16 protein-coding genes and 1 tRNA gene are annotated in these 16523 nt (G+C 60.8%); 5 read left to right on the forward strand and 12 right to left on the reverse strand.

Annotated features, from left to right (window positions below; genetic code table 11):
• Positions 1 to 190: 190 nt before the first annotated feature.
• Positions 191 to 1666 carry an FHA domain-containing protein gene (locus QM600_RS20940; RefSeq protein ID WP_283263474.1) on the reverse strand — a complete coding sequence of 492 codons (1476 nt, stop codon included), beginning with the start codon at positions 1664 to 1666 and terminating at the stop codon, positions 191 to 193.
• Between the two features lie 255 nt (positions 1667 to 1921).
• On the opposite strand from QM600_RS20940, the gene QM600_RS20945 reads away from it, so the two are divergent.
• Positions 1922 to 2004, forward strand: a tRNA-Leu gene (locus QM600_RS20945).
• Between the two features lie 531 nt (positions 2005 to 2535).
• Positions 2536 to 2964: a cytochrome C5 gene (locus QM600_RS20950; RefSeq protein ID WP_283263475.1), complete on the forward strand. Its 429-nt coding sequence runs from the start codon at positions 2536 to 2538 to the stop codon at positions 2962 to 2964.
• A 152-nt stretch (positions 2965 to 3116) separates the two neighbouring features.
• On the opposite strand, the gene QM600_RS20955 is transcribed toward QM600_RS20950, so the two are convergent.
• A complete protein-coding gene (locus QM600_RS20955; RefSeq protein ID WP_283263476.1) occupies positions 3117 to 3890 on the reverse strand; it encodes an IclR family transcriptional regulator in 774 nt (257 codons plus the stop codon).
• On the reverse strand, positions 3887 to 4705 hold the full coding sequence (locus QM600_RS20960; protein ID WP_283263477.1) for an aldo/keto reductase: 819 nt from the start codon (positions 4703 to 4705) through the stop codon (positions 3887 to 3889). The genes QM600_RS20955 and QM600_RS20960 overlap by 4 nt, the downstream gene beginning before the upstream one ends.
• Positions 4706 to 5036: 331 nt before the next feature.
• Here QM600_RS20960 and fdxA point away from each other — a divergent pair, with 331 nt between their 5' ends.
• Both fdxA and QM600_RS20970 read left to right on the forward strand, forming a co-directional pair.
• Positions 5037 to 5354 (forward strand): ferredoxin, encoded by a 318-nt coding sequence (gene fdxA / locus QM600_RS20965; RefSeq protein WP_283263478.1) that lies wholly within the window; start codon positions 5037 to 5039, stop codon positions 5352 to 5354.
• On the forward strand, positions 5351 to 6340 hold the full coding sequence (locus QM600_RS20970; protein WP_283263479.1) for an NAD(P)/FAD-dependent oxidoreductase: 990 nt from the start codon (positions 5351 to 5353) through the stop codon (positions 6338 to 6340). Before fdxA ends, QM600_RS20970 begins: the two co-directional genes overlap by 4 nt.
• A gap of 2 nt (positions 6341 to 6342) precedes the next feature.
• Here the strand turns inward: QM600_RS20970 and QM600_RS20975 are convergent, their stop codons facing one another.
• Genes QM600_RS20975 through QM600_RS20985 form a run of 3 tightly spaced genes read right to left on the reverse strand, consistent with a single transcriptional unit; the run spans position 6343 to position 9240 of the window.
• Positions 6343 to 7089, reverse strand: a complete 747-nt coding sequence (locus tag QM600_RS20975; protein WP_283263480.1) for an IclR family transcriptional regulator — start codon at positions 7087 to 7089, stop codon at positions 6343 to 6345.
• Positions 7089 to 8366, reverse strand: a complete 1278-nt coding sequence (locus tag QM600_RS20980; RefSeq protein ID WP_283263481.1) for a zinc-binding metallopeptidase family protein — start codon at positions 8364 to 8366, stop codon at positions 7089 to 7091. Before QM600_RS20980 ends, QM600_RS20975 begins: the two co-directional genes overlap by 1 nt.
• Positions 8344 to 9240: a VOC family protein gene (locus tag QM600_RS20985; protein ID WP_283263482.1), complete on the reverse strand. Its 897-nt coding sequence runs from the start codon at positions 9238 to 9240 to the stop codon at positions 8344 to 8346. The genes QM600_RS20980 and QM600_RS20985 overlap by 23 nt, the downstream gene beginning before the upstream one ends.
• Positions 9241 to 9464: 224 nt before the next feature.
• Between QM600_RS20985 and QM600_RS20990 the strand changes: the two genes are divergently transcribed.
• Positions 9465 to 10553, forward strand: a complete 1089-nt coding sequence (locus tag QM600_RS20990; RefSeq protein WP_283263483.1) for an acetamidase/formamidase family protein — start codon at positions 9465 to 9467, stop codon at positions 10551 to 10553.
• 72 nt (positions 10554 to 10625) lie between these two features.
• Here the strand turns inward: QM600_RS20990 and QM600_RS20995 are convergent, their stop codons facing one another.
• From QM600_RS20995 to QM600_RS21020, 6 genes are all read right to left on the reverse strand, one after another.
• Positions 10626 to 11507: a PfkB family carbohydrate kinase gene (locus QM600_RS20995; protein WP_283263484.1), complete on the reverse strand. Its 882-nt coding sequence runs from the start codon at positions 11505 to 11507 to the stop codon at positions 10626 to 10628.
• Positions 11482 to 12003 (reverse strand): aromatic-ring-hydroxylating dioxygenase subunit beta, encoded by a 522-nt coding sequence (locus QM600_RS21000; RefSeq protein ID WP_283263485.1) that lies wholly within the window; start codon positions 12001 to 12003, stop codon positions 11482 to 11484. The genes QM600_RS20995 and QM600_RS21000 overlap by 26 nt, the downstream gene beginning before the upstream one ends.
• A complete protein-coding gene (locus tag QM600_RS21005; protein ID WP_283263486.1) occupies positions 12003 to 13343 on the reverse strand; it encodes an aromatic ring-hydroxylating oxygenase subunit alpha in 1341 nt (446 codons plus the stop codon). Before QM600_RS21005 ends, QM600_RS21000 begins: the two co-directional genes overlap by 1 nt.
• A gap of 114 nt (positions 13344 to 13457) precedes the next feature.
• Complete coding sequence (locus QM600_RS21010; RefSeq protein WP_283263487.1) at positions 13458 to 14615, reverse strand: MFS transporter; 1158 nt, start codon at positions 14613 to 14615, stop codon at positions 13458 to 13460.
• A gap of 127 nt (positions 14616 to 14742) precedes the next feature.
• Positions 14743 to 15657 (reverse strand): ABC transporter permease, encoded by a 915-nt coding sequence (locus tag QM600_RS21015; RefSeq protein WP_283263488.1) that lies wholly within the window; start codon positions 15655 to 15657, stop codon positions 14743 to 14745.
• Positions 15654 to 16523 (reverse strand): ABC transporter permease (locus QM600_RS21020; protein WP_283263489.1); only part of this gene is annotated, 870 nt, incomplete at its 5' end. The genes QM600_RS21015 and QM600_RS21020, both read right to left, overlap by 4 nt.

The raw sequence follows: 16523 nt of genomic DNA on the forward strand, positions 1-16523 counted from the left end.
CCTCCTTCTATGGCTTGATCCCCATTAGCGGGGTTCAAGCATTGTCGACTGGCAGCATCATAGGGGGCGCGGAGCCCCAAAAGAGCACGATACTGACACGGGTGTGGCGGCGTCGCGCCGACGGACCGCTCTATGTTCGATTGTTATGTAGAAAATTCTGAGCAAACCCTTTTCGGTCCGGGTGTGGCACTCAGAGGATGCGTACCAAGATCTCGGAGTGACCAGCGCGGACGATGTCGCCGTCTGCGAGCTGCCAGTCCTGAACCGGTGCGCCGTTGACCGTGGTGCCGTTGGTGGAACCGAGATCGGACAGCATTGCCGTCCGGCCGTCCCAGCGGATGTCGATGTGGCGACGCGAAACGCCGGTATCGGGAAGGCGGAACTGAGCTTCCTGCCCACGGCCGATGATGTTGCTGCCGTCGCGAAGCTGGAAGTGGCGTCCGCTGCCGTCCTCGAGTTGCAGCGTTGCCGTCAAAGCCTGCTGTGCTGCGGGCGCGTATCCGCCCTGGTTGTAGCTCTGCTGCGCGTACGACTGGGTCTGGTCGTAGTTGGTGGCCTGGTCGTAATTGCCTTGGTCGTAGCTGCCCTGGTCGTAGGACTGGGCGTCGTACGGCTGCTGGATGTAGCCCTGGTCGTTGTAGGGCTGCTGGTAGCCCTGCTGCTCGTACGGCTGCTGCGGGTTGGCGTTCTGGTCGTAACCTTGCTGGTCGTAGCCCTGCTGCTCGTAACCCTGCTGCTCGTAGCCGCCCTGGTACGCCTGCTGCTGGTAGCCCTGGTCGTTGTAGGGCTGCTGGTGCGCCTGCTGGTCGTTGTACGGCTGCTGGGTGTAACCCTGCTGGTCGTAGCTGCCCTGGTACGCCTGCTGATCGTTGTACGGCTGCTGGTACCCCTGCTGGTCGTAACCCGGCGCCTGGTTGGGGTTCTGGGTGGGATAGGCCTGCTGATCGTCGCCCGTGCGGTAACCGTCGCCGCGGTCGTAACCGTTCTGCGGCGGAGCGCCCTGACCCTGCGGCGCGGGGTAGCCGCCGCCGTGCGCAGCGGCAGATCCGCTGTCGTCATGTGAGTATCCGTTACGAGCCGGCTGCTGATCGGGCTGGCGACCAGCCGGTTCGCGGCTGGGTTCGTAGCCTGAGTTCTGCGTCATGGTGCCGGCTCCTGGTTGTGACGGGACTGGATTCGAAACAGGGGGAACGATCGGGGCAGGTCGCTGTTGCGGCGCTTGCGGTGGGGCTTGTGGTGGCCGCGACGACACCTGCGGAACATTGGACCGAGGGGATGCCTGCTCGGCATCATTGTCCGGGTCGACAGTGCCGCGGGTACGGAACTGGCCGGTGTGGAGCGTAGGCGAAGGCTCGAAAGTTACCGAAATATCGCCGTATGTCTGCCAGCCCTGATCGCGGATGAAATCCTGCAGGTGCCGGCTGAAAGCCTTGATGGTGAGGTCGCGGTCGGCCGCCAACTCTTCGTGATCCGAATTGTTGATGGTGATGACGTAGTGGTTGGGAGCAAGAAGGATGCCACCGCCGAGGTGTTCGACGCGGTCCCGTGCTTCCTGTTGAAGCGCGGCCTCTACTTCTTGCGGCACGACGCCGCCGCCGAAGACACGTGCGAATGCGTCACCGACAGCTCCTTGAAGCTTCCGTTCAAATCGCTGAACGATGCCCATCGGGGTCTCCTCTCGCTTCGCATCTAACCGATTGGAAATGCTCGGCAACTAGCACCGGCACCGCCAAGTCGCGTGTCGTCCAAACTGCTGTTCAGGTTCCACGGTACTGTCAAACGTCTGTTCGGCAGTACCTGGCTGTGGTTCCTGCATGATATCGGTTCCACCCTTTGTGATGCGCTGTGTTCTTCGTTTCAGGTGCTGACCTGCACGAATAGTGGTTTCAAATCTCATCGTGATAATGTTTCGACGTTGCCCGGGCGGGTGGCGGAATGGCAGACGCGCTGGCTTCAGGTGCCAGTGTCCTTCGGGACGTGGGGGTTCAAGTCCCCCTCCGCCCACAAGAGCAGTTCATGAACTGCACAGAACGAGGTTACGAACTCGAAAGAGTACGTGACCTCGTTTTCGTTCGCGTTCTTTCAATCCGCTTACAGCGAGGTCGGTACAGCTGACCACTGATCAGCGTGTTCATACAGCCCGCCGATGTTGGAGTCTCCGCGCGAATCGACCCGGACAGGTTCCCTCGCCTGCAGACGAGGAACGAGCAGATGACACCAACACTGATGTGGACTCGAGCGCTGACGTAAGCAGTCGGTGACAGCACCGGAGCGTTGTCCGTTACGTCGGCTCCGAGGTGTGGCCTCGGTGGACGTGTTGTCCCAGCGGCCTGCCCCGTGATCATGAATGGGAGGATTCCCGACTTCAGACGGCGAGCCGGGGCAGACGAGAGGTCGAAGCGTGAGCGATATCGGAATTACCGAGCCCGCGAGAATCCTTGCTGCGCTGTGTGCCGCTGTCGCTGTCGCTGTCGCAGAGAGTGGACTGTTAGCGGAACTCCAGACGGAGGACGGGTTCGTTGTCGGTACCGCACGGTGCCTGCGGCCAGAGCGGATGTTCGCGTCAATGTCGAACCGGAACTCGACGATCGGTCTGACGTCGATGCCCCGGCGCTTCTCGCTGCGGTCGAGCGGATACTCACGATCGGGGTTCTGCAGTGGCGGCGCATCGTGGACACTATCGCCACCGAAGTTGAAGACGCGGTGGCCACCCAGTCTGCCGAGGAGACGACAGCGTTGCGCGACGATCTCGACCTTCGCTCTGTCATCGTGTTCCACGAGGCGATCCTGCTCTCCCTGGCCGCGCCGAAGCAGTTCCCTGACAGTTGGATCCGAGCGCAACTCGACGACGATCTCGCTGTCGATGATGTTGTCGTCGAGGGCAAGGACGCCGATGTGGAGATGGTCGAGTTCGGGTCGCTCGACGATCTCCTCGACGTACTCAGTTCGGCGGACGACGACTAGGTGGTTAGGCATTCCCCACTTCTCTGCACGCGATCCTCGTGGTGAAGGCCCCCGGTCAGCCGGCGGCCCGACAAACAGTAATGTGGCGGTTTACCCGAAATAACTTCCCCGCGAGGATGTTTCGATAGCCCCTGGCTGGATATTTGTCAGATCTATCCTTGACCGAGATCCCTCGAGAGATTTTCTGCTGTCCGTTTGAGAGCGGCGATGTGGCGGTCGATATCGCCGCTCACCGAGACGGAGGCGGCCACTACGGCCAAGGCCGCAACAACTCGTCCTCCGGCGAAGACGGGGGCCGACAGTGTCCGAAGTCCGTTCACCACAGGTGATTTCACGGACACAAGTGTTGCGCGGATTCGCTCGAGTTCGTCGGCGAATTCGAGGTTCGAGTGTATTTCCGTTCGCAGCATCGGGACATCTTCGGGGGGGAGGAAGGCGCAGAATACTCGTCCTTGTGCAGATGCAGTGGGAGACAATCGTGCTCCGACCCGAACGGTCACGCGAGCAACCTGATCGGTGTTGTCGTTTGTGGCGACGACAATCGGGCTTTCGCCATCCCACACGCTGAGCACGACGGTTTCACGTACCTCTCTCAGCAATTGTTCCATGTGCACTTCGGCACTCTTGATCACGGGCAATCCGGCCCGTGCTGCGGCGGCCAGAGTAAGTATTTGGGGGCCAAGGGAGTACAGAACTTCGCCAGCGTCGAACCGGATGAGGTTCACGTCGCGTAGTGCTTTGGTGTAGCGATGCGCTGTCGCCTTGCTCGTGCCGAGCGCTGCGGTGATCTCCCCCAACGTGATTCGTGGTCGTTGGGGGGTAAACGCCGCGAGCATGATTGCCGCGCGCTCGACGGCTTGGATAACGGGGAATGCTTTCGTCTCCTGTTCGCTGGGAAGCGGCTCGGTCGGCGGGTTGTCGCTCACCACATGACGTCCGGATCCGCGCCGAGTCGATCACCGTTGTCGAGCGCATCGATCTGTGCCATCCGGCTCTCGGACAATTCGAATCCGAATACGTCGAGATTTGATTCGATGCGTTGCGGGGTAGTCGATTTCGGAATAGCGATTGTGCCCCGCTGCAGGTGCCAGCGAAGCACGACTTGTGCAGGCGTCTTACCCAGTTCCGAGGCGGTATCCATGATTTCGGGGATGGTCAGGGTGCTTCCCTGTCCCAGCGGACCCCAGGCTTCCGTAACGATTCCGTGGGAGGCATGGAATTGGCGCTGCTCGTTCTGGGCGAGTCGCGGGTGCAGTTCGATCTGATTCACCACAGGCACTTCGCCGGTTTCCGTGATCAGTTCTTCGAGGTGTGCGCGGGTGAAGTTGGATACGCCGATCGATCGGATCAAACCGTCTGCTTTCAGCTTTTGGAAGGCCCGAAAGGTGTCGACAAATTTGCGCTCTTTGGCGAGTGGCCAATGGATCAGATACATGTCGACGTAGTCGAGTTCCAAGGTGGCGAGTGATTTTTCGAACGCTCGCAGTGTGCTGTCATAGCCTTGCTCGTCGTTCCAGAGTTTGGTTGTGACGAACAATTCCGATCGTGGAACGGACGTCGTGTGTATCGCGCGGCCAACTCCGCCTTCGTTGCCGTAGATCGCGGCGGTATCGATTCTGCGGTAACCGAATTCGATTGCCTGGCTGACTGTGCGTTCGGTGATGTCATCGGGTATCTGATAGACACCGAAGCCGATGGCGGGAATCGTGTTGCCGTCCAATAGATTCACTGTCCTGCTCACGCTGCGATCTCCTGTATCGGTTGTGTGGCCGGTGGAAGGGCTCAGTATGCGTGTACGAATGGAATCCCTCGGCGCGTTGGGACAACACTATGTGTCGACCCACCGTCGGTCAATGCGGAATAGCGTCTCGCAATACGAGAGATTTAAACTTAGCGTGTTCGTAACATCGGATCACCAAATAAGGCTGCAGTTCACTGAGTTACGGATACATGAATAGATTCGTGTGGTGCCCGATCCGCATTGACAGCGATCCCCCAAGACCGCAAACTATCTCATATTGTGAGTCAGCAACTCATATAAAGAGATGATTTTACGAGTTTTAGGAGCGTTCATGGCGTATGTCATCACCAGTCCTTGTATCGACGAGACCGACAAGTCGTGTATGGAGGAATGCCCTGTCGACTGCATCTACGAGGGCGACCGGATGATGTACATCCATCCTGACGAATGCGTCGAATGTGGTCGCTGCGAACCGGTCTGCCCGGTAATTTCGATTTTTCACGAGGAAGACGTCCCCGAGGATCGCTCGGTCTTTGTCGATATCAACAAAGAGTTCTTCGTCGACATCGGTTCGCCTGGTGGCGCTCGCAAGATCGGTGCAACCGGCAAGGATCACACAACTGTCGCACAGTGGGGAGGCGACCGGTGACAAGTGCTGCAGCAGAAGTGATCAGCGTTGATCTTCTGATCATCGGCGCCGGCCCGACCGGCCTCTACGCCACCTACTATGCCGGCTTTCGCGGTATGTCTGTCGCGCTGATGGATTCGCTTCCGCAGGTTGGTGGTCAGGTCGCCGCGTTGTACCCGGAGAAGCCGATCTACGACATCGCGGGTTTTCCCTCCGTCAAGGGCCAAGCATTGATCGACTCTCTCTTCGCCCAGGCATCGCAGAGCGAACCGGTTCTCCTGCTCGGATCTACGGCGTCGAAACTCGAGTCCCGCCCCGACGGCATCGTGATCACTGCCGGTACCGGAGCAGTCGTGAATGCAAAGGCAGTTCTCATTACGGGCGGTGTCGGTAGCTTCATCCCCCGAGAACTTTCTGCCGGTTCCGAATTCGCCGGGCGGGGACTCCGTTATTTCGTGCCGAGACTTGACGAACTCGCAGGTCAGGACGTCGTCATTGTCGGTGGTGGTGATTCGGCGATCGACTGGGCGCTCGGACTGGAAAACGTCGCGTCGTCCGTGACATTGGTCCACCGCCGCCCGGTATTTCGGGCCCACAAACGCAGCGTCGCACTACTAGCGCGGTCCACCGTCACGGTCATGACGCCCCATGAGGTGGTGGCTGTCTCGGGTGGCGATTGGGTCACGAGCGTGACGGTGGGCAACAAGAAGGGCACGGAACAGGTTGAGTTGCCTGCCACGTCGATAGTCGCGGCCCTGGGCTTCATCGCAGATCTCGGCCCCCTCGATTCGTGGGGGCTAGAACAGGACAAGCGGCGCATCGTCGTCGGACGCGACATGCAGACCTCGATCCCACGGGTGTTCGCGGCCGGCGACATCAGTGAATATCCGAGCAAGGTGCGGTTGATGAGCGTGGGGTTCGGCGAAGCCGCGTCGGCCGTCAACAACCTTGCACCGCTTATAGATTCGGGACTGTCCACAACACCAGGTCACTCGTCGGACAGCTAGTCTCAGGTTGTGCCGAGTGTCGCTGACAGGCGCTCGGCACAGCTTCGCAGTGCATCGGTATTGCGGTCGACTTCGTCGTCACTGGACACGGACGTCGCGACGACAGCTAACGCTGCAACCACACGGCCAGTTTGGAAAACCGGCGCAGCCAAGGTTCGGAGCCCGTTGACCACAGGCGACTTCAATGAAATGCCGGTCTCACGAATACGTTCGAGTTCTTGGGCGAACTCCGGATCGGATTGCATCTCGCGCCGCAACATCGGCATTTCGTCATCGGGGAGGTACGCGCAGAACACGCGTCCCTGTGCCGACGCAGTGGGGGACAGGCGGGCCCCGAGACGGACCGCGACACGTGCAACGTGATCGGTGTTGTCGTTGGTGGCGACGACTATGGGACTCTCGCCGTCCCACACGCTCAATACGACAGTTTCCTGGACCTCGCGCATCAGCTTTTCCATGAACGGCTCGGCGAGTTTGATCACGGGCAGTCCGGAGCGCGCCGCAGCAGCCAACGTGAGGATTTGCGGTCCGAGCGAGTACATGGTCTCGGTAGGGTCGTATCGGAGAAGGTTCGCGGCTCGCAGAGCCTTGGTGTAGCGGTGCGCTGTTGCTTTGCTGGTGCCCAGGGCAGCCGTGATCTCGTTCAGCGTCAACCTCGGTCGGGCGGGGGTGAAGGCGGACATGATGATCGCCGCGCGTTCAACCGCCTGGATCGCGGGAGCCCCTTTTTCCTCCGACGTCTTCGCCACTACCGTCCCCTGCCCACTCCTGCTGCCCAGTCCGCGCCGATCTCGGAATAGATGTGCGTGAAACGTAGCAGCTCGGCGACGCTGATCACGTCCCACTCCGGATTTCTGTCGTCAGTCACACTAGTCGGCCCGGTACGAATTGTATCGATGCCACGACTGCGCAGTAACGCCCCGTCGGTCGAACCGGTCCACCGGGACAGTACAGGTAGGCCTTCTTCGTTTCGGCGACTCCATGCGGCCCGTGCCATCTGTACCACTTCGGACTCAGGCGCGGTAATTCCGGCGTTCTGGGGTGTCGATCCGTCGACGCTCACGTCGCATCGAGCAAGCGGACTGTCGTGAAACGCGTTGAGCAGAGACCGACGCAGATCCTCGGCGATATCGACGATGGAATCACCGGGAAGCATGACGACGTAGACGTAGAGGTCCACATAGCTCGGCAGGAGATCGGGCTTACGGGTCGAGCCCGTCCGGATTGCGCCGATCCCCGCTTCACGGCCGGACTGACCGATGGGCAAGGCCGACGATCTCCACTGTTCGCGCCACGTTTCGACCGCCGCGCATATCCCGCCCACGTGAGTAGGGAGTCCACCGGGTGGATCCGCCCGATCGCGCATCAACACGGCGCCACGACGGCCCGAGACACGGATGCGTAGGTACCCGGCTCCCGGTTCGTCCCAGAGAATTCCGCGCGGACCCGCCTTGGCGACGACAGCGGCGCCGGGGAGCGGATATTGATCGAGGTGCGTCTCGAGTCCGCAGTAAAGAGATTCCGGTCCTGGTGGATCGGGGATCGAGTTCTCGTGCGTCCCCCCACCCGCGAGAACAAGCCGAAGCGATCGATGAGTGGTCTGCGGCAATGATGCTGCCGCACTGGCAAATCCGACGAGGGCAGCCGCAGCCGGCCCGCGTGCCACGCCGAGGCCGAACGCCGACACGTTGTTGTCGCAAACTCGGAAACCTGCCTCGGCGTCGTCCCACGATCCCGTCACCCCGTGATCCTGCACCCCGATGCCGGTCAACGACGTGTCGAGATGGGAGTAGATCAGCAGATCGTCGGGGGAGGGCGCGGCAGTGGAACAGACCAAATTTCCTCCGGCCGAACCGATCTCGTCGACCGAGAAGTACAGGTCCGGCCATCTGTTCCGTGCCCATTCTGCCAGTGCGGCTGCGGTGGAACGCTCGTGGCCCCGGGGCGTGGGACCATCAGTGAGTACGCCGATCGCTCCGAGCAGATCGGCGACCCTCGGGGGGTTAGTGTGCCCAGGTGCGGTCATCGGCCTCGGCGCGCCAGACATCGATGTTTCTCGGGTCGCGCTTGAGCCGACGCGGCCGATGGGTCTCATGTTCGTCAGGAGTGAAGACTCTGTGTCCGTCGCAGAGTTCGTAACGGGGGCCGTGCTTTTCGTCGAACAGGTAGAAAGCGATAGACGTCGATGCGGAGTGATTGACGACGTCGCCGAGAATCTTGACGTTCTTGTACTGAGCCCGGGCGCGGCGGCGCATAACACCGTCCATGCTTCCCATGATGAAGCACAGATGCTCCAGCGAGAATTTGGTGCTGCGACGTATGGCGAGGCTGTGATGGTAGCGGTCCTCGCACCGTAGGAAGGCGGTGAAATCTTCCACGTAGTCCGATGCCTGGAAACCGAGAACTCCCAGATAGAACTCGAGGGTTTCGTCGTACTTGTCAGTCACGATGAAGGGATGAACGAGCCGCTCGGGGCGCAGGTCCGGCCAGGGGGTCTCCGCGTATTCGAGGAATTCGGTGAACAGTTCGATAAGAGTGCCGTTGGGGTCGCGGACGGCAAATCCTTCCTGGCACAGTCCCTTCGTGCTGTCGGTGAGTGGTAGAACCTCGAGTCCTGCGTTGGTGACGCGTTGCTGTAGATCGGCCAGATCATCGGTGTCTGCAACGTGGAAACCGACTCCGTCGTATCGGAACTCGGTGAGTGAGGGATCGGCAACGAGTTCGACACTGTGATGTTCGATGCCGACACGGAGGAAAGCATGCGATTCGTCGTGACCTTCGAGCGCAAGACCGACGTGATACTCGAGAAACTCTACGGTGGAGGTCAGGTCGGGGACTGCAAGGCGCACGAAGGCGACACCCGCGGGCCCGCAGTTGCGGGTGCCTGAAATTTCGGACACGGATCCTGCCTTTCGTTATTGCGGTGATGCCGAAAGCCTAGGAGTCAGAAGCGCTGTGCGTCAAGCGATGTGGGATAACGTCTCATCATGCAACACGCATGTAACCTGCCAGCATTGTTCGCTGATTAATCTGGGCGCAGAAGCATCAACCGGTCCGCATGTGCGACGACGGGCTTCACTTCGTTCGACATCGCTTTCATCCGACTTGTGAAAGGTCAACCCTCATGCCCATCCTGCAACCGCACTCCGGGGAACGCCTCGGTGATCACTACGTGGCGGCATCGCCGAAAACGGTGACCTGGGGGCGACTCCCCACGCCTGACCGTGACCCTGTGCTGACCGTAGCTTCGGGTGAAACAGTCACTGTAGACACGATCTCCCATGAGGGTCTCATGGAGGATCAGGGTCGAGATCCGCTGTCGTACTTTGCCTCCCACGGGGTTTCTGCCGACTTGGTGCTGGCGGACCTTGTGGAACTTGCTGCCTCGGACGTCGTTCATACCCGCGGTCCCGACGGTCCGCATGTCGTCACCGGTCCTATTCACGTAGACGGAGCTAAACCTGGCGATATCCTCAAGATCGAGTATCTCGATCTCACTCCGCGCGTTCCCTACGGCGTCGTTTCCAGTCGCCATGGACTCGGCTGTCTGGCCGGTGAGCGGCCTGTGAGTGACGAGACCGGCGAACCCGTACCCATCATCAGCCAGTTCTGCACAGCTGATGTCGAGGCGTACACCGCGACCATGGCCTGGGCCGGAAACCGTCGAATCACCTTCCCGCTCAAACCGTTCATGGGATTGTCCGGACTCACAGCCAACACCGACGTGGCACTGAACACCATCCCACCGGGCGCTCACGGAGGCAATCTCGACGTCCGCGATCTCGGGCGGGGATCGACAATGTATCTGCCCGTGCAGGTCGACGGTGCCGGCTACTACATGGGTGATCCGCACTTTGCGCAAGGAAACGGCGAGGTATCCCTCACCGCGCTCGAAGCTTCGTTGCGAACCACGGTTCGCCTGACGGTCCTCTCTGCGGCACAAGCATATCCAGCGACCGGAGCGATCGACGGACCGTTCGGAGAGACGGAGACTCACTGGATTGCGATGGGGTTGGACCGTGACCTCGACGAGGCAATGAAGAACTGTGTCCGCGAGGCGATCCGTTTGCTCAGTCAAGTAGCTTTCGTTCCCGAGTCGATAGCCTATCTGTATCTCAGTGCAGCAGGAGATTTCGTGGTGAGCCAGGTGGTTGACGATGTCAAGGGCGTGCACTGTCTGATTCGGAAGGCGGACTTCCCGGCCTGGATTTAGAAGATCAGACGAAGATGGAGCCTACGAACGAGAAGTAGGCTCCATCCGTGCTGCGTCGGTTACATCGTCTTGTCAGGTCAGGTAACCACGTGCGCCGTAGAACAATGTCGAACGCGACGCCGCGGCCACCGCCTCGGTGACTGCCTTCTCGACAGTCAGGCCCGCCACCATATGCGCGGCGAGTGTGCCCACGAAGCAGTCTCCCGCGCCGGTGGTATCCACAGGGACGACCGAGGGAGCGGGAATCCGAACATGCCGACCGTCATGCACGATCAGCGCCCCGCTGCCGCCGAGAGTGACGATGACGGTGTGGGGCCCTTCCACGCCGGTCGCCTTGTCCAGTACGGTGCCCTCGCGAATGAAGGGTCGGGCAACGACATCCAGTTCCGTCTCGTTGACTACCAGAACATCGACAAGAGAGAGTAACTCGGGCGACAGTTCCGCCGCCGGTGCAGCATTGAGAATCACCGTGCCGGAGGCAGTTCGGGTGGCCGCGACCACTGCCTCCAACGGAATTTCCAATTGGAGGATCACCGCCGCCGCGTCGATCATCGGCACCCGATCGATCGACAGCAGAGCGTTGGCTCCGGCATCGACGACAATCGTATTCTCGGCCTCGTGCAGGTCAACCGTGATCGTTGCCGATCCTGTCGGCGCGTCGACGACGAGAACGCCGCTGATGTCGACACCGGCGTTCTTCAGTGCTGTGCGTGATTGCTGACCACCGGCATCGTCGCCGATACATGCGAGCATGGCCGTCGAAGCACCGGCGTACGCTGCCGCACATGCCTGGTTAGCGCCCTTTCCGCCGCTGTCGCGATGAATCCTCTTGGCATGAACGCTTTCTCCGGGGGATGGAAGGGCATCGACGAACAACGACGTGTCGGCATTGACAGATCCGAACACGACGACGGTGGGCTTCTGCCGATCAGAGGATGAAGCTGAGTCTCGCACCGGGCTCCATCGCTTCGTTGGTCAGGGTCGCCCGACGCAGCGTGAACAAAAGACCGTCGTCGGTGACGAGCAGCTCATGATCATATCGACCTACGTAATGAAACGATCCGCCGTCGCGAAATCGGTGGATGACAAAGTTTGCGCCGACCCTTACTGATGAACCGTCGCGACCGAGTATCCGAACGTTGCTCACCAGTCGAGTGGTTCGGGAATGTGGATTCTCCGCGTGAGCCTTCCGGCTCTTGAGGCGTTTTACCCGCGCATTGAGGAGATCCCAGTCGTCGGCGACGAAGTATCCGGCAAGCTCCGGGCCTAACCCCTGTGCGTTTGTCGTGGGAACCAGCATGGCCGCACCGGGTGCAAACTGCGTAAGCCATTCGTCGAGCTTCCAGTCATCGAGCAGCGCTGCCTCCCCGTACAGGAAATCCTCGACCTCGCCGCGCGTGACGGTGCGCTCGCTGCCGACCGAGTGATCCAGTTCCATTGCTGCAGTCATTATTTGGCCTCTCCGCTGACACCGGCGATTTCGCCGACGCGTTTGCTCCAGTGTCGCCAGAAGCTGCGCATGGCACCTTCGTCGGTGGACCGTCCGCGCGGTCCGGTGAGATCGTCGCCCATTCCGCGAGACATGTCGCTCCAATCCAGATCGCCGGAATCGAAACCGGCAGTTGCGAATATGCCTCGTTGTACAGCTTCGTAGGCTTCGATGTCGTCGGGAGTCGCGAGGCCTCCCGGGCCTACGAAACTGGCCATGGTCTTGAGGCGCAGAGCACGCACATCGTCGGGCTCGCCCTTTTCCACGAACTGCCAGGCTCGGACGTCGGTGACACCGGGCTCGACCGGTTCCAGTTGGCGGATGGTCAGTGCCTCGAGGTCGAACAGGAGGAGATTGGGAAAGACAAACAGGATTCGTGACGCGTCGGCAACGGTTGCCGCCCGATCGGCACCCAGACGTTCTGCCATTTCGGCACGCTTGCTCTCGGTCCGGATCTTTTCGGCCTCACCGAATCGTGGCTCCCAGATCATGCCGATGCGGCCGTTGTGCCCGGTGAGGACGAGGAGTCCGTGACCATCGCCAAGATCGTGAGCGTACTGGTCGTGATCGGTGACTGCGAATCCGGTCTCGCGGAGATAGCCGACAAACGTATTGTGGGTGGGCGCGAAATGATAACCGTCCATGGCATTTTCGACGGCCAGTTTCCAGTTTCCGCGGACGCTGTACTTCTGTACACCGGGCAAGGTTGTCATGCCGTCTTTGCCGATGGTTGCGGTCATCGACATGAAATCTGCGGCCTTGCCGAGGTGATCGAGCAATTCGGGGACGGTGTCGTCGAACGCGATGAACACGAAGCCTTCATGGATTCCCAAGCGCGGAACCTTGCGCAGGGACAGTGAATCCACGAATTCGCTGTCGGTCGGGTATGCGTCACTGTCGGGCAACGCGGCGAGTTCGCCGGAGTTACGGAAGGTCCACGCGTGGTAGAAGCACTGAAAGTTCTTAGTGCGCCCTTCGGTTTCACGGCACAGAATCGTTCCACGATGAGGGCAGGCATTCAGGTAAGCCTGCACGACGCCGTTCGAGTCACGCACGAAGATCAGTGGGCGTCCGCCGAGAGTCCGTGTCTTGAAGTCGCCGTTCACGGGAATCTCGGTCTCGTGACCGAGGTAGAGCCAGGTGTGGCCCCAGATTTCGTTTCTCTCCCGGTTGAAGACAGCGTTCTCGCGGTAGGCGCTGCGATGTACCTTGAAGGTCAGTGCATCCCAGTCCTGCGCGATAAACGAGTTTCCGATATCCAGGCGGTCGGTGACCGGCTCGAGTGGAAGCGTTGTGGTCATTGGTTGCACTCTCATTTCAGTGGAGATTGTTCAATGTGAGCATTTTCGGCGGGATAGTCAATGCGAGACATCGTCTCGTACTATGAGACATTCGACCAAGTGTTGGTCCGGCTGTCAATCGGTCACAGGGGTCCGAAAGCGAGATTTACGAACATGTTTCGTGTTCGTAACCCGGGATCCATTTCCCGCGGCCGTCAACCGACTCAGGATCAACGCAGCGAGTGCAGCGACGGTGGCCACCACGCCGAACGCGAACGACCACGATGTCGCGTCGACGACAATTCCCATCAGTGGCGGGGTGACCGTCATCCCCGCAGCAACTGCTGTGTTCTGGATGCCGAGCAGCAGACCGATCCGGTTGGGAGGCGCTAGTTCTCCAATGGCCGTGAAGGCCAGTCCGTTCCAGCTGATAGATGCGAAGCCAGCGAGCACCAGCGCGATTACTGCAACGGCCCCGCCGACCAACTCGCCGACCACTGCGATGACAAACAGAGCGCTGGTCACAGTTGCGACGTACTGCAGGGGGCCGATCCGGCTGCCCCGCCGATCCGACCATGCGCCGAGCCCGAGCCGCGCAGCCCCACCGCCGAGTTGAACCACGGCAAGAAGTCCCGCTGCTGCCGCTGCTGACATCGCATGTCCGTCCACCAGGTAGACGACGAGGAATCCGACGATGGTCAGTTGCGGAAGGATGAGTAGAAACGACACGACGCAGAGTTGTATGACGGCTCGCCGACCGTTCGTGCCGCTTTCTGGTGTCTGCGCCGGATTTTCTTCGCTACCGAGAAGATCGGGATCGCGAATGAATGCCCATACCACCAGTGCACCGGCGGTGCATCCGGCAGCTGCCGTGATAAATGCGCCACGGAGTCCCCAGGCGTGTGCTGCCGCGGGCAGCGCCAGTGAGGCCACAGCGGCACCGAGGGGGATCGCCGTCTGGCGAGCCCCCATCGCAAATCCGCGTTCGTTGCGCGGAAACCACAAGATCACTGCCCGCCCGCTTGCTGCATTCACGCTGGCGCAGGCCGCACCGGCCAGCACCATCGAGATCATCAGAGAGGCAACGGAGGTTGAAACCGCTGCGCCGAGGAGCGCGGTGGCGCCGAGGAGGAGTCCCATGGTCATGACCCATCTCTCTCCGATGCGATCCGCGAGGAGGCCCCAGGGAATGAGAAACAGGAGTAGGCCGACTGTGCTGGCGGCCAACACCATTCCCAGCGAGGTAAGGGTGAGCGAGAACTGGGATCGCAAGGTAGGTGACAGGCTGGGCATCCCCTGAAGCACCGAGGCCGCTGAAGCTTGTGCAAATACCCCAGCTGCCAATACAACCCAGCGATATCGGCGGGCTCCTGCATGTGGACGTTCGAGTGGTGGTTCTTCCTCCGCTCGGGTCATGCAATTAGACGATCCCACGAACGAACGGTTTGCCGAGCGCTCGCGGTTCTCGTAGCGCTCCGCTGATCACCACCATTGCGACCAGGGCCAAGACGTACGGCGCGGCAATCAGCATCTGCGAGTTCAGCTGGAATCCCAAGGCGGGCAGTGCCAGTCGAAGGGCATCTGCGAATCCGAAAAGCAAGCAGCCCAGAAGGGTTCGACGGAGGCGCCACGCGCCGAAGATAACTGCGGCAAGCACGATGAAGCCGCGTCCGCCCGTCATGTTGGCGTTGAACGATCCCACTTCGCCGACTGCGAGATACGCGCCACCGAGTCCGGAGCACAGCCCGCACCACAGCAGCGCCTGCCGGCGCAGCTTGTTGACGTCGAGTCCGGTCGCGTCGGCGGCTTGCGGGTTGTCGCCTATCGCACGGAGATTGAGCCCCCAACGGCTGCGCTCGACCAACCACCACGTCAACGGAATCAGGAGGACGAGCAGGTACATCGGCCATCGCTCGACGAAGAGTGCCTGCCCGATCACCGGTATGTCTCGCAGGACGGGAATGCTGACCAGGGAGACTTGATGATTGGTGAAGTCCGCGAGTGAGATCAGGTACGTCGTCAGGCCGAGTACCAGTGTGTTCAGCACCAGACCGACCACAAACGTGTTGACGTCGAGTCGGTGTGAGATGTTGCCGTGGATGAGTCCGATGATGAGGCCGAGAATTGCACCGCCGATCAGGCCGATCGTTGCGCTGCCGGTTCCGCTGGCAATGGCGATGGACGTGAAGGCGCCGCCGAGCATCATCGATTCTACCGAGATGTTCTGTGTTCCGGCACGTTCGGCGAGGTACTCACCGCACGCCGCAAATGCGAGTGGCGCAGTCAGGCGCATGGCACTCGAGAGAATGATTCCGAGGTCGTCGGGGAAGCTCATGACGTTTCCTGCGCATTCTTCGACAGTCGTGCCTGAGCGAACGTCAGCGCGGGAGCGATGACGCAGGCGAACACGAGCAGGGACTGTACGACGTTGACGAGGTAGACCGGTACTCCGGTCGCGGCCAGAAAGGCGGAACCCGTTCGCAATGCGCCGAACACGATGGCGACGGGAATGGCGAGCATCGGCCGATTCCGGGCGATGAGTGCAACGAGCAAGCCGTCCCAGCCGAAGTTGTTGGAGACGGCCGGCTGTAGTCGGTAGACCGCTCCCTCGACCACGACGGCGCCTGCGAGTCCGGCACAGGCACCGGAGACCATCAATGCCGCTGCACTGACGAGAGCCACACGGACGCCCGCATGCTGGGCTGTCAACGGGTTGCGCCCGACCATTCCGATTGTGAAACCCCACCGGCTTCGTGCCAGCAGGAGTGCCACCACAACGGTGAGAACGATCGCGATGATCAATCCGATGTTGATGCTGAGGTTCGGATATTGCCCGAACGACGGTAGACGGTAATCGTCGGGAATGATTGCCGACTGATTTGCTGCGGTGCTTGACGCATCCGTCTTCGGTTCCTGCAGCAACCAAGGAACGCTCACAACGTAGCTGACGAGCTGGACGGCGATGAACGACATCAGCAACGTACTGACAACGACATTCACGCCTCGGATTCGGTGCAGGAAAGAACTGACGCCTGCCCACAACCCTCCGGCCACCGCGCCCGCGACGGCACTGATGGTGATCACGAGGATCGGGGGGCCAGGCATGCGTAGCCCGACGAACACGGCGAGCATCGCCCCGATCAGAACTTGCCCTTCCTGGCCGATGTTGAATGCGCCCGCACGGTTACCCACACAGGCGCC

Source organism: Rhodococcus sp. IEGM 1379, from assembly GCF_030056815.1.
Taxonomy (GTDB): domain Bacteria; phylum Actinomycetota; class Actinomycetes; order Mycobacteriales; family Mycobacteriaceae; genus Rhodococcus_F.